The sequence below is a fragment of the Candidatus Woesearchaeota archaeon B3_Woes genome (genome assembly GCA_005222965.1).
In the GTDB taxonomy this organism is placed as follows: Archaea; Nanobdellota; Nanobdellia; order Woesearchaeales; family B3-WOES; genus B3-WOES.
In genome coordinates this window covers 296,209-311,219 of record NJBG01000001.1, presented here as the reverse complement: position 1 = coordinate 311,219, position 15,011 = coordinate 296,209, and the positions used below count along the sequence as shown (strand labels likewise).

Here is a 15,011-nt window from a genome sequence, read left to right as displayed (position 1 = left end):
TCTTATTAATCTTTTGGTTTGTTAGTTGTCCCATGTTTAGGACGACAAAATTATGAAAAAGTATATAAATAAGCTTATAAAATGGTTATTAAAGGGGAATATATGGGCACAAGGATAGAAGTGATGTCTAGAGAAGAATTTACTAGTGATTCTGATGGCCTAATTCTACAACAACCCATAAAAGTATATAATATTGATGATAGCTTTACAAATGAAGAAATAGTAGCTATTGAAGAACTTCTTGCAGACCCTGTTGTTGATGTATTTTCAACTGATAGCCCTTTATTAAAACCAGCTCGGAACGAAGCAGTTATAGAAAAATCCCCTCGACCTGGTGTGAATGATCCTGAAGGAAAAGAAGCAAGAAACGCAATACAAAAAGTTTTAGATAGAGAAATTGGACCTGTATCATTTTCAGAACAATACTTGTGGGGAGGAGAACTAAATGAAACAGATTATATTCTTTTACAAAAACAAATAGGCAATCCTCTTATCAATGATTTTCTTAAAATAGATAGTAGCGAATGGACTTCAAATGGTATTGGATTTCATTTCCCTGTTGTTGATTTACCAGAAATTCCAGCGTTTGAATATGTTGATATTAATATAAGTTCTGGAAAATTAAGGGAATTAAGCAATGCAATGATGTTAGAATTGAATTCAGAAGAATTCAGCAAAATAAAAGGATTATATGATGGTTCTTATGATCCTGATTTTATTGCAAGAAGAGAAAAAGCAGGATTAAAGGCAATACCAACAGATGCAGAATTACAGGCTTTTGGACAATCTTGGTCTGAACATTGCATTCATAAAAAATTAAAAGCAATTTGGAAATACACTTCTGAAGATTCAAATGACGAATCCCAATTACCCCCTGTTGTTGATAATGTTTTTAAAACAATGATACAGGAAACAACACAAAAGATAGCTAAAGGGATCGATTGGCTTGTTTCTGTACTTGAAGATAATGCAGGTGCTATAAAATTAAACGATAGGATAAATATTTCTCATAAGGTTGAAACACACAATTTTCCTACTGCTTTAGATGCTTTTGGTGGGTCAAATACTGGTGTTGGAGGAATCCTTAGGGATCTTATAAGTGTAGGAAAGGGAATGATTGTTCGTTTAAGTCAATATGGATTTAGAGTTGCTCATCCTAATTATTATAACGATCTCCCACTTGATATACAAACTCCTACAAGAACATTAGAAGGGATGGTTGATGGTGTTGAAGATTATGGAAATAAGATGGGAATTCCAACAAGTTGTGGAAATGTTATGGTTGATCCAGGTTGGCTTAAGTGCGTTTGTTATGTAGGTGGTTTAGCTACTGTTGAAGCTGAAATCAATGGAAGAAAGACACATACAAAAGATATTAGACCAGGATATGTTGCTGTGTCTTTGGGAGGAAAGGTTGGAAAAGATGGAATACATGGAGCAACAGCATCTTCAACTGATATAAAAGCAGATGCAGAAGAAAGAAAGGATGTTAGTCAGGCAGTACAAATCGGAGATCCAATTGTTGAAAAAGGCGTTTTTGAGGTTATGAATCTATTACAACAATTAGATTTAGTTGAAGCTACTCAAGATTGTGGAGCAGGTGGTTGGAATTCTGCTGTTGGCGAACTTACAGAATTATTAAACGATTTAGAACAAAAAAGGTATGAATTACAAAATGTTTTTGAAGAAAAAGGAATTACTTTAGAAAGTTCTTATGACGATAGACTAAAAGCTGCTTCTGATGTTATTGATGTAAATAGAATCGCTTCCCTTTTTATTGACCAAATAAAGTCAGAAATCAAATCTGGAGAAATCTTTTCAACGAAAACAAACGGAAAGGGCGGAATAAAAATGGATTTAACCCATGTTCCTGAAAAATATAAAGGATTGACAGGATGGGAAAAGCTTGTTTCAGAAGCTCAGGAAAGAGAGGTTCTTGTTATTAAACCAGAAAATATGAATAGAGTTATAGAAATTTGCGAACAGAATAATGTTGATTTAACAGTAATGGGTGATTTCAATAATAGTGGAGATTACCATGTTCTTGATCAAGACACTCCAATAGCTTATCTTCCAATTGAGTTTATAGGAACAGAATTACCTCAAATGACAATTGAAGCTCATTGGAAGCCTTGTGAATTTAAAGAACCAGAACTACCTGTTTTAGAGGATTTAACTGATGTTGCTTTAGAAATGATAGGAAGACCAAATTTACAAACTTATGATTGGATTGTAACAAGATTTGATCATGAAGTTCAGGGAGGAAGCAGAATAAAACCTTTGGTTGGTTTGGGAAAAGGCAAAAATGATGTTGTTGCTAGTAGACCAGAACCAGAGCATAGCGAAATTGTTATTGAAACATGGGGGTCTAATCCATGGCAGGGGGATATTGATGCTTATCACATGGGTGTTAATAATGTCGTTGATGCTGTTGGAAAGGTAATTTCAGCAGGAGGAAAACTTCCTGATAAAGATACATATAAACTGACATTTAATGGAAATATTACTTGTCCTAAACCTGAAGAAGATCCTCATATAGCTGCTCAAGTTATTAGAATGCTAAAAGGTTCTGCTGATGCTGAGTTAGCATTTGGAACTCCAAGAATTTCTGGTAAAGACAGCACCTCAGTACAAAGAGATTATATAAGCACTAAAACAGGAAAAAAAGTTACTGTAAAAGCAAAACCAGAATTATTAATGAGTGCGATGGCTGTTATGCCTGATGATTCAACATTGACTACTAGTGATTTTAAACTTCCTGGAGATCTTATTTATGTTGTAGGGGACACTAGAGATGAGTTGGGTGGAAGTGAATTTTATTTAATGCAAAGAGAAACAGGAAGAAATGTTCCTAAGTCTAATTTGGAAGAAATAAAACCAAGATATTCTTCTTTAAGTGAAGCAACAGAATCTCAATTAGTTCATTCTGTAAGATATTTAACTAAAGGAGGATTAGCAGAAGGTCTTATAAATTCTGCAATGTCTGGGGATATTGGATTTGATGCAGATTTGAGTTCACTTGATGAAGGTTTAGGTAGAGCAGATAAAATATTATTTTCTGAAACAACAGGAAGATCTGTTGTAACAATTCATCCAACACAGCAAGCAGAATTTGAAAAACAAATGGAAGGAAATTATATAAGAAAAATAGGAATTGTTGGTTTAGATAATCAGATGAATGTGAAATATAATGGTAAAACAGTTTTTTCTACAACTGTTGAGGTAGCAAGAGAAGCAAATAAAGGAGAAATACAGAATTAAGATGAAACCAAAAGTTTGTGTAATAAGAACAGATGGAACAAATTGTGATAGAGAAACAAAGAGAGCTTTTGATTTAGTAGGAGGAAATAGTGAAATAGTTCATATTAATTCTTTGAGAGAAAAGTATGATTCTGTCACACAAAGAGAGGTTAGCTTGGATGACTATCATATTCTTGCTATTCCTGGAGGATTTTCTAAGGGAGATTATATTAGAGCAGGAAAGAGTTTTGCACAGGATTTAAGAAAATATTTAGGAGAAGAAGTTCAACAATTTATTGATGATGGTAAATTAGTTATTGGTATTTGTAATGGATTTCAAGTTCTTGTACAAGCTGGGTTTTTGCCAGGAAATTCAGAAGAACAAACAGTTACATTAACATATAATGACAGTCAAAGATTTGAAGACAGATGGGTTAGACTAAAAAGTTATAATGATACATGCATATGGACAAAAGGGGTTAATGATATTGAGATGCCTGTAGCACATGGTGAAGGTAAGTTTGTAGCTGATGAATCAACTATTAAAGATTTATTTGAACAAGGACAAGTTGTATATCAATATGCAGATCAAGAAGGAAATCCTACAATGAAATTTCCTGATAATCCTAATGGTTCTTATTCTTCTATTGCTGGAATCTGTGATAAAACTGGAAGAATACTTGGTTTAATGCCTCATCCAGAAAGATATAATCATCCTCGTAATCATCCTTTAGCTTCTTTACAAGAAATACTTGGTAGGGATTATATAGATTTATCTCATCCATGTGTGGCTGATAGGTTAAAGAGATCAGGAGATTTACCTCATGAAGGATTAGGATTACAAATTTTTAGAAATGGAATTGATTATGTTGTTGAAAATTTATTATAGGAGGAATTAAAATGGAAAATGTTGCAGTTATAGGAAATGGTGGAAGAGAGCACGCATTAATTTGGACACTTGCTCAAGATAAAGATGTTTCAGAAGTTATTCAAATTGGTGCTGAAAATGCAGGAATAGCACAAGAAGAAAAAGTAAGACATATTGAATCAGGTATAAAAAAAGAAAATTTTCCTGATTTATTAAAAATAATTGAAAAAGAAAATATAGGTGTAACTATAGTTGGACCTGAAGGGCCTTTAGCAGAAGGATTAGTTGATTATCTTAATGGAGAGGGTTATGATAGAGTTTTTGGTCCTACAGGAGATGCTACTAAATTAGAATCTAGTAAATTTTTTTCAGCAGAAGTAATGAAGAGAGCAAACATACCACAAGCAGATTTTGAAATGTGTTTTTCAGTAGAGGAAGCTGAAAAAGCCATTATAAAAATGGCAACTTCTGAAGGAATTGTTATTAAAGCAGATGGTCTTACAGGCGGAAAAGGGGTTTATGTTTGTGATTCAAGAATACAAGCACTAGAACAAATAACCAAACATGCTAAAATATATGGTGAAGAAGTATTAATATCCCAAAGATTATTTGGTCAGGAATTTTCTGTTTTTGGATTTTCAGATGGTAATGGAGTTTATACAATTCCTGCAGCTTTCCAAGACCATAAACCTTTATTAGATGGAGATAAAGGTCCTAATACTGGCGGAATGGGTGCTTATGGTCCTGCTCCTATTGCTTCAGATGAAGTTTTAAGATTTGTTGCAGATAGAGTAATGACACCAGTAGTCCAACAAATGAAGAGTTTAGGATCTGAATATAAGGGATTTTTATATGCTGGTATGATAATGACAGAAGATGGACCAAAGGTTTTAGAGTTTAATGCAAGGTTTGGAGATCCTGAAGCTCAACCTGCAATGATGATGCTCGATGGAAGTTTATATGATTCTATATCTTTAGCATTGGATGGAAAACTTGATGAAATAGACCTTAGTTTAAAACCAGGAGCTTCATGCTGTGTTGTTATGGCTTCTAATGGTTATCCTGAAAGTCCTAAAACAGGATATTTAATAGAGGGATTAGAAGAAGCTTCTGATTTAAAAGGAGTTAAAATATTCCATGCAGGAACTAGAGTAGATAGAGAAGGGGACATAATAGCAACAGGCGGAAGAGTCTTAGATGTTACTGCATATTCTCCGAAAGGATTGAAAGAAGCTCAAGAAAGAGTTTATGAAGCAGTAGATTTGATTAATGTTGCCACAATAGCTCTTAATAATAATCATCCATTTTATTTTAGAACAGATATTGGAGCAAAGGCTTTATGCAAATAGAAGAAAAAATACCTATTTATTCAGGAAAACCAGAAGATTTTCATTGGGCAGGTTTTGGTTCTGGTAGTGGAACTAATCTAAGAGAGTGTGCTAAAGTTATAACACCTTCTTTAATATTTTCTGATAGACCTAGTGCTAGTTTATTTGATTTGGAAGAATTATCATTGGGAAGAGGAGTTATGAAGGAATCTATTAATGGGTATAAATCTTGTGGAAGCTGGAAAAAAGCACAAGGAAATTCTCAATTAAAATCAGAATATCAAGAGAGAAGTCTAGAGTTTAATCAAGCAATTGTTGATTTATTACATAAGTATGAAGAAATACAAGAAGCTCCTTTTGATTTAGTTGTTTTAGGAGGATATATGAGACTAGTTATGGAGCCTTTACTAGAAGCATACAAGGATAAAATAATTAATGTTCATCCTGCTGATTTATCTATAGTAAAACAACATGAAAAGGTAGTTGATGGTATTCCAGAATTTTATAGGGTTTTTGTAGGGGACAATGCTGTTTACGATGTAGTAAAGGCAGGAGAAACATCAACAAAATCTTCAGTAATAATGGTTGATAAAGGTGTAGATCATGGAGAAATTTTAACACAAGGTCCAGAAGTAGAAGTTTGGCATGAATTTTTGCAAGGGACAGATGCAGAGCGAGAAGAATGTTTAAGAGAATATGCAGATGCTCATCAAAGTATGCAAAAGGTAAGGAGTGATTGGCCTGCTTTAACAGGAGCTTTAGAGATGATAGCAAATGGAAGAATTGCTTTAGGTACAGAAAACATCCATCACAATGAATGGAGAGGAGTTTATGTTGATGACAAAGTAATGCCTTATGAAGGTTTTCAACGTGCTGCATAGGAGGTAAATAAAATGATAGATGATCAAATAAGAGAATTAATTGAACAAGGACATGGTTTTGCAGTTATTATGGCTGGTTCAGGAAGCGATGATAAACCAAAACAAGAAGGTAAACCTTCACATATAGAGAAAATAGCAGACTCTCTTGAATTTCACGCTATTCCTTATGATGTAAGAGTGTGTTCAGCACATAAACAACCAGACAAATTAATGGAAATGATAGGAGAATACAATCAATTTAATCAACCTCTTGCGATTATTGCAGTAGCAGGAGGAACAGATGCTTTGTCAGGTACTGTATCTTATCATTCACTTCACCCAGTTATAAGTTGCCCTCCTGATGTACCTAATGAATCTTGTTTAACAAACCCACCAGGAAGCAGTAATGCTTATATTGCAAGACCAGAAAATGTTGGTAAATTTCTTTCGCAAATGTTTTCTAGCGTTCATCCTGGCGCTAGAGATTTATTAAATGATAGAAATTATAGAAAGGTTGAATCACTTCAAGGAGATGATATCACTATTAGACAAAAATACCAAAGAAGATTGCTTAAAATAGATTAGGAGGATTAAAATGGAAGATATTTCAGATATAGATTATGCAGATGCAGGAGTTTCACTTATAGCTCAAAATAAAGTCAATGCTAGAATAAAACAAGGACTTAATGATCTTGGATTAAATGCTGAAGGTTCTTTTGGTGGTGCAGTAGATATAAGTCACCTTAAAGGAGAAGATAGTGTTCCAATTGGTATTATATGTGCTTCTCTTCTTAGAGGAAAAACTCCGGAAGAAATGGGACAAAATGTAACACAGCTTGCATTTAATCAAATAAAAGAAGGAACTACCCCAATTGCATTATTAGATTATTGTGCTGGTCCCGATATGAATGAGTGGTTTCCATCATTTGCAATAGCAATTGCAAAGGAAGGGCTGCTTGAACATGACGTTCCTACGATTGGTGGAGAGAGTGCTGAAATGCCAGGAACATATAAACCAGGACAACAAGATGCTTATGTTAGTTTATTATTTAATGGAAATCAAGGAACAACAGTAGATCTTGCAAAATTAATAAAAAATATGGATAGGCCACTTCTTTGTGGAAGTACTGATGGTACTGGAACAAAAACAAGAATTGTGAAAGATCCAAGAGATATAATTTACCATGGAAGCAATGATTTAGGAGCGATAGGTGTTAAACCTGTTGCATTTTCTTTATATGTTGCAGGAAATGTTGAAAAAGGAGCACTTGAAGAAATTGTTGCAAAATCCCAAAAGATTTGTGATACTTTGGGAATAAAAGCATTAGACCCTTATGTTATGGTAAAATCTGATGAATATAATTCTGGACAGGTTGATATTGCTGGAACAGTTATTGGGGTTATTGATGAAAAAAATATGATTACTGGAGAAGATGTAAAAGCAAACGACGTAATAATTGGATTTGCAACCGACTGTTTAATGACAAATGGATATAGTCTTGCAAGAAAATACTTAGAAATGATAGGTGAGCCTGAAGTAGGGGATCTTACACATGAAGCGATAACAAGAGAGCTCTCAAAGTCACATATTCCATATACAGATATATTGTTTGGAAATGAGAAGTCAGAAGGAATACTTTCAAAATATCAAGGACAAATTAAAGCAACAGCACATATAACAGGAGGAGGACAAAGCGATAACATAAAAAGAATGATTCCAGAGGGATTACTGGCAGATGTTCAAAGAGAAATATTACCTTTACCTCCAATTGTTAGACATTTTAGAAAGCATGGAGCTGATATGGAAGCAATGTATGAGGCGTTTAATATGGGTGTTGGATTTACTATAACAGTATCACCAGACATTGCAGACGAAGTAGTAAAATACGTTAATGATAATTTTAGACATAGTGTTGAAGGTGTTGATAGACAAGCTGCAGTTATAGGTGGAATTAGCAAAAATTAAATTAATCATTAAAAAATAAATAAATGGAGGATGTAAAAAATGTCTGTAGAAAATTTAGCAATTGTTAAAACAAATGATTTACCAATAAGACACCAAGGAGATGTACATGACGGAAAGGTGAGATCTGCTTATTGGTTTAGTCAAGAAGATAGTCAAAGAGTAGCAGAACAAACTGGTTTTAGTGGATCTAATCCAGAATTGGGCGCCCTAGTTATTAGTGACAGAATATCTGCTTATGAATTTACATGGGAAACTGAAAGTGGGTTAAAAGGTATTCCTGGAAAAGGAGCATCTTTGAATGCAATATCAAAACATTGGTTCGAAAGATTTGAACAAGAAGGATTAGCAGGAAATCATATTGTAGCTACACCTCATCCTTTAGTTTGGATTGTTCAAAGAGCAGAACCAGTTATGGTTGAAGCGATTGCAAGACAATATATTACAGGAAGTATGTGGAGAGGTTATGAAAAAGGAGATAGAGAAATTTGTGGTATATCTGTTCCGGAAGGTTTAAAGAAAGATCAAAGATTAGACCAATTATTAATTACACCTTCTACCAAAGGGCTTCTTAGAGGAATACCTGGTGTACCAGAAGTAGATGATGTTAATGTAACAAGACAACAAATTTTAGATAACTATACTGCGTTTGGATTTAAATCACAAGCAGATGTAGAATTATATGAGAGATTATTAACAGAAGGATTTAGTTTAATAGATAGAGAACTTGATGCTGTTGGAAAAGTTTTTGTTGATACTAAATTTGAGTTTGGTTATGTTTTAGTTGATGGTCAACAACAATTGATTTATATTGATGAAATTGGAACACCAGATTCTTCAAGATATTGGGATAAGGAGTTATATCAACGAGGTCAAACAGTAGAAGAATCTAAAGAAATGTTTAGGGAAGCTCTTCAGGCTAGTGTACCTGATAGAGATGTTTTAGTAAATAAAAGTAGAATGGATGAGAGAACACAACTTGCAGAATCTTATAGAGTTCCTGATAGTGTGTTTATGGAAACAAGTGCATTATATAAAGGATTAGCAGAAAAAATAACAGGAGAACCTGTTCCTGAAATAGGAGATGCTAGAGCAGAGATAGTAGATGCACTTAAACCTTATGGGGTAATAGAGATGGCAGCATAAAAATGAACCAAGAACTACCCTTTGAAGAGTTAGTAAATCAATTGAGTCAACATTTGGATACTCCTAAATCTGAATTAGAAACAGTTGAACAAGGAAGATTACAGCAAAGATATAATAAAGAATTAGAACAAGCAACAGGAACCTTAATAAAAGAATATAATTTTTCAGATGGTAGTGTTTCTTTTCTTTTAGATAAAAATCTTAGATTAGGAGAATTTACATTTTTAGATGAAGTAATGCGAATTCCTGATGAGGGTTTTGCAGAAAGAAGAGAACAAAAATCAAGAATAGAACTTATTTTAGATAAAGGAGATTCTGAAGAGATTACAACAGGAAGATATAATAGATTTGTTAGTCCATTTAAGGATATAAGTTCTGAACAAGCTTTAGTTCAAGGAAGAATGAAATTTGGTATTGAATATGTTATAGAGCTTGTAGACGTATTGGGAGATGTAGATACTCCTTTAGTAGAAAGACCATTTACTAAAGAAGAAAAAGAAACATTAAGAAGTATATACAAGGAATTCCGTACAAAAGATTATCTTGCTATTAAAATTATTGAAAGAAGAACAAACCACGATATTGTTGCAGCAAATACTTGGATAACAATTAGGGCACAACAATTAGGATTAGATGATAATTTAATGAAAAAGATAACTCATTTTGCAAGAACTTCTGCAGATGTTAATACTAATGTTACAGGACAACTTTATATGGCTGCAATAGGAGAAGTTACTTCTGTTTTAGCAGATTTTGTATCTGAATTAGAAGAAAGAGCAGAAAAATACATGGATGCATCATTTACAGCAGAAACCCATGGGCAGAAGGCACAATTAAAAAACTTTGGTCATGTATATGCTAATCTTGCAGAACAACTTAAACTGCATGCAAAACCATTTTTACAAAAAGATATGTTCAAAATTGATGGTACAATTTCAGGAGCTATTGGCACTGATGTTGATATGAAAGCAACATTCCCAGATATAGATTTTACTCCAATGTATAAGAAAATTGTAGAAAATATATTTGGTCTTAATTATGTTGATAAAGGAAATGATCAGGATTGTAGCAATGCCTCATTGGCACAAGCACTAGATGTATTAGTTAATGTTGGATCTGTTGTAAAAAAAACCGCAACAGATGTTTGGCTTTATGCATCTAGAGGAATCTTAGCAAAACTGACTCAAAAAGGAGAATCTGGTTCTTCTGCTATGCCTCAAAAAACAAATCCTTTTTTTGCAGAAGGTTGTGAAGCACTAGTTTCTATTTATACCAGTATGATGAATCCAATAAAAGATGCGATTGTGGCTTATAGGGGACAAGGAGATTTAAGAAGATCTATCACAAAACGTGAATTATTTCATCCAATTATGTTATCAATTATAGGCACGAAAAGATTGATTGGTGAATTAAAAAAATATGAACCAAATTTTGTTACATTAGAGAACGAAATTTATCAATCTGGGCCACAAGTAATCTCCTCTGCAATAAATACCTACTTAAAAGAGAGAGACGTACCTGATGCATATGATAGGATAAAAGATCTTGTTATGAAACCAAGAGTTCAGCCACAAGAGATTACAGATTATGTTAATAGGATGGTGCAAGATAAAGTAATTAATGAGAAAACTGCAGCACGTGTGGAAGATATGCTTCATAGTGTTATGGACACTAATGGACTTATAGATCGATTTTATATGGCAGACCCTGAAGAACAAGAACAATTATTAGAAGAAATTGCTGCTGCGAATAAAAATGAAGCTAGAACACCCCTTTTTGGAACGGCTATTGAGGATACAAGAGTTATGATAGATAATGCAAGACAAACTCAGAAATTATTAAGAAGATATAAATCTTAAAATTTAATGGAGGAAATAGAAAATGGATCAAAAAAATAGAGCATTAATAACAGTAACTGATAAAACAAATTTGGATATATTAGCTGAAGGTTTAAGTCATCACAATTATGAAATAATTTCAACTGGTGGAACATCTAGGGTACTTAGAGAAATTATTGAAGAAAACGGTTATGATATTAATGTTATTGATGTCTCAGATGTAACAGGCTATCCAGAATTATTTGATGGAAGAGTTAAAACATTACATCCTGCTATCTTAGGTGGAATTTTATTTGATAGATCTAATCCTGAACATGTACAAGAAGCAAAAGACAACAATATTGTTTCAATTGATTTAGTTGTAAATAATTTATATCCTTTTGAAAGTACAGCAGCAAAACCAGGTGCAACTGAAGATGACATTATTGAAAATATGGATATTGGAGGTCCAACTGCTACTATCTCTGCTGTAAAGAATTGGAAACACGTAGGAGTATTAGCTGACCCTGCAATTTATGAAACTATTATTTCAGAAATGGATTTAAATAATGGAGTATTAACAAAAGAGACTAGGAGAGACTTAGCAGCATTTGCAATAAACACTATTGCTGATTATAGATCTGCTAACGCAGTAGAATTAACAAGAAGATTTACAGGAGAAGAAACCTTAAGGAGAAAATTTGTAGATGGAAAAGAACTTGGAAGATATGGAGAAAATTGGCATCAAAAATCATGGTTGTTTGTTGACCCAAACATTAGTGAACCAAACGCTGTTATAGCTAATCAAGTTCATGGGGGTCCATTAGGTTATAATAACTTTTTAGATGCAGAGGCTGCACTTCGAACAGTTAAAGAATATAAAGATCAACCAACTGTTGTTGTAATTAAACATAGTGAACCTTGTGGTATTGCAACTGCAGACACATTAGAAAATGCATTGGAGAGAGCATGGCAGGGTGACCCTGTTAGTGCATTTGGAAGTGTAATTGCGTTTAATAGAGAAGTTGATCTTGATACTATGAAGGTTATTTGTGATAGACCAAATACAACTGGTAAAAAAGGGTGGTTTGTTGAAGCAATGATTGCTCCTAGTGTTAGTCCACAAGCTTTAGAGTATGTTCAAGGCAAAAAAACAAAATCAAATTTAAGAATATTAGAAGTAGGGGATATGGCTGCAGGGGTAGTTGAAGATATTGAATATAGAGAACTACTTGGAGGAATTCTAAAACAAGAAAGAGACAGTAGATTATATTTAACAGATACTGTTGAAGAGTTATTTAGAGAACCATATCAATTGACATGTCAAAATAGCCAAAAAGAATTAACTGTTGGAATTGTAACAGAAACAAAACCAAAAGAAAATTCAGAAGGGTTATATGATTTTGCAATGAAAGCAGCTAAACATACAAAATCAAATGCTATAGTTATTTGTAGAGAATATTCACCTGGCCAATACCAAGTTTTAGGAATGGGGGCAGGTCAACCTAACAGAAAAGATGCTGGTGGAAAATTAGCAATAACAAAAGCTCATGAGAATCTTGAAATGGAATATCAAGTGCTAGCAAATTTAGAGGAAGCAACAGAGCATGCAAAAGCAATGTTAACAAGTGAATATGATACATTAATGGATTCGGCTAGTAAGGTAATTGCTGGACAAACAAAAGAACAGTATATTAAAACTCAATTAAAAGATTGTTGTTTAGCTTCTGATGCATTTTTTCCATTTAGAGATGGATTAGATGCAGTTGCAGGTTTTGGAATTAAAAATGTTATTCAACCAGGTGGTTCAAATGGAGATCCGAGCGTTATAGAAGCAGCAAATGAATATGATATAGCAATGGTCTTTACAGGGATGAGACATTTTAAACATTAAATGACGCAGGATGAAATCTTAGTATTGGATTTTGGAGGACAATATACCCAACTAATTGCTAAATCTGTTAGAAAATCTCATGTTTTTTCAGAGATTTTGCCTTTTGATACTAACTTAGATGATATTGTTACTAGGAGTCCAAAGGGGATTATTTTATCAGGAGGTCCTGAGAGTGTTTATGAAGAAAATGCACCACTTGTTGACCCAAATTTGTTTAATTTAGGAATACCTGTTCTTGGAATATGTTATGGGATGCAACTAACAAATCATTTACTTGAAGGAGGAACTCTATATGGAGATTCAGTTGATAAGGAATATGGAGAAACAGATGTTTCTTTAGATTCTAATCACCCTTTATTTTCTAATTTAGATAGCAAAATAAGAGGATGGATGAGCCATGGAGATAGTGTTGATTTAGAAAACCTTGCAGAAGGTTTTAGACAAATAGCTATGACAACATATCATGTTGCTGGGATTGCAAATGATGAAAAAAGAATTTATGGAGTTCAATTTCATCCTGAAGTAACACATACAGAAAAAGGATTACAAATTATTTCTAATTTTGTACATAACATTTGTGGTTGTAGTAGTGAATGGACAATGGAAAATTATATTGAACAAAGTAAAGAATACATAAGAGAAACTGTTGGAAATAATGATGTTTTATGTTTTGTTTCTGGGGGAGTTGATTCAACCTATGTTGCATCATTATTAGCACAAACAGACATACCTGGAAAAAAATATTTTGTATATATAGATGCTTTAATGAGAAAAGGGGAATCAGAAGAAGTGATAAAAGCTTTAACACAAGCAGGTGTTGAAAATTTAATTGTTAAATACGCAGAAGATAGATTTATTGATGCTGTTAAGGGAATGAGTGATCCTGAAGATAAACGTAAGGCTATTGGAAATTTATTTGGAACCCTCATGCAGGAAGTATGCGAAGAACAAGGAATTGATTCAAAGAAAACATTCTTAGCACAAGGAACACTATACACAGATCTAATAGAAAGTGGGAAAGGTGTTGGAAAAAAAGCCGCAAATATTAAATCTCACCATAATGTGGGTTGTAAATTTATTGAAGATTTAAGAGAAGAGGGAAGAATTGTTGAACCAAATAGACTTATATTTAAAGATGAAATAAGAGAAGCTGCAAGAGCTATTGGTCTTCCGTTAAATATTAGTGAAAGACAACCTTATCCTGGTCCAGGATTGGGAATCAGAATTGTAGATAGCCTCCCAAATTGGGTTAATAAAGAATTTTATAGAACAAATGATAGAGTTAAGGAGATTGCTTCTGAGTTTGGGTTGGAAGGATATGTATTGCCTGTAAAAACTGTAGGTGTACAAGGTGATAATAGAACTTATACATACTTAGCATTGTTAAGAGGCGGAAGATATTGGAATAAGATAAGAGAAGCTGCACAAAGAATACCTAAAGAAATTCATAAAATAAATAGAATTGTATATGATATAGGAAATGATCAAATAGATCAAAAATATTTAGACAATTTTATACAAACACAAGTAACAAGAGAAACTATAGATCAACTTAAAGAAATAGATTATGTAGGAAGAGAAGTAATCTATTCTCATGGATTTACACCAAATATTGCTCAAACAATATTTGTTTTATCTGGAGCAGATGTATATGACACTAATAAGAGAATGGCAGTATTAAGAGCTGTAACAACAGATGATTTTATGACAGTTTCTCCAGTTTCTCCAATTGATCCTGAAAGAATGTCCTGGGAATGTTTAGATGAGATAGGACATAAATTGAAACAAGATTATAATGTTGGTGCCTTTGTAATTGATGTTACAGATAAACCTCCAGCAACAACTTGTTGGGAATAAATTCTAAAAACACAAACTTATTTAAATCTCTATAGAGA

At 33.2% G+C, this 15,011-nt stretch carries 10 protein-coding genes; all 10 read left to right on the top strand.

The window, feature by feature from the left end; translation table 11 throughout:
- Positions 1 to 81: 81 nt before the first annotated feature.
- The 10 genes from CEE44_01710 to CEE44_01665 are packed head-to-tail and all read left to right on the top strand — an operon-like array spanning position 82 to position 14,973.
- Positions 82 to 3,261 carry a hypothetical protein gene (locus tag CEE44_01710; GenBank protein TKJ17230.1) on the top strand — a complete coding sequence of 1,060 codons (3,180 nt, stop codon included), beginning with the start codon at positions 82 to 84 and terminating at the stop codon, positions 3,259 to 3,261.
- Position 3,262: 1 nt separating this feature from the next.
- Entirely contained in the window at positions 3,263 to 4,129 is an 867-nt protein-coding gene (purQ, locus tag CEE44_01705; GenBank protein ID TKJ17229.1) for a phosphoribosylformylglycinamidine synthase I, read from the top strand.
- Between the two features lie 11 nt (positions 4,130 to 4,140).
- Positions 4,141 to 5,457 (top strand): phosphoribosylamine--glycine ligase, encoded by a 1,317-nt coding sequence (locus tag CEE44_01700; GenBank protein TKJ17228.1) that lies wholly within the window; start codon positions 4,141 to 4,143, stop codon positions 5,455 to 5,457.
- The gene (locus CEE44_01695) at positions 5,448 to 6,317 is read left to right on the top strand and encodes a hypothetical protein (GenBank protein ID TKJ17227.1); all 870 of its coding nucleotides are present in this window, start codon (positions 5,448 to 5,450) and stop codon (positions 6,315 to 6,317) included. The genes CEE44_01700 and CEE44_01695 overlap by 10 nt, the downstream gene beginning before the upstream one ends.
- 12 nt (positions 6,318 to 6,329) lie before the next feature.
- Positions 6,330 to 6,881: a hypothetical protein gene (locus CEE44_01690; GenBank protein ID TKJ17226.1), complete on the top strand. Its 552-nt coding sequence runs from the start codon at positions 6,330 to 6,332 to the stop codon at positions 6,879 to 6,881.
- A 10-nt stretch (positions 6,882 to 6,891) separates the two neighbouring features.
- Positions 6,892 to 8,262, top strand: a complete 1,371-nt coding sequence (locus CEE44_01685) for a hypothetical protein (GenBank protein TKJ17225.1) — start codon at positions 6,892 to 6,894, stop codon at positions 8,260 to 8,262.
- A gap of 39 nt (positions 8,263 to 8,301) precedes the next feature.
- Positions 8,302 to 9,405 carry a phosphoribosylaminoimidazolesuccinocarboxamide synthase gene (purC, locus tag CEE44_01680; protein ID TKJ17224.1) on the top strand — a complete coding sequence of 368 codons (1,104 nt, stop codon included), beginning with the start codon at positions 8,302 to 8,304 and terminating at the stop codon, positions 9,403 to 9,405.
- A gap of 2 nt (positions 9,406 to 9,407) precedes the next feature.
- Positions 9,408 to 11,264 carry a hypothetical protein gene (locus tag CEE44_01675; protein TKJ17223.1) on the top strand — a complete coding sequence of 619 codons (1,857 nt, stop codon included), beginning with the start codon at positions 9,408 to 9,410 and terminating at the stop codon, positions 11,262 to 11,264.
- A gap of 22 nt (positions 11,265 to 11,286) precedes the next feature.
- Positions 11,287 to 13,116, top strand: a complete 1,830-nt coding sequence (locus CEE44_01670; protein ID TKJ17222.1) for a bifunctional phosphoribosylaminoimidazolecarboxamide formyltransferase/IMP cyclohydrolase — start codon at positions 11,287 to 11,289, stop codon at positions 13,114 to 13,116.
- Complete coding sequence (locus tag CEE44_01665; protein ID TKJ17221.1) at positions 13,117 to 14,973, top strand: GMP synthase (glutamine-hydrolyzing); 1,857 nt, start codon at positions 13,117 to 13,119, stop codon at positions 14,971 to 14,973. It abuts the gene before it with no gap.
- The last annotated feature ends 38 nt before the right edge of the window (positions 14,974 to 15,011 follow it).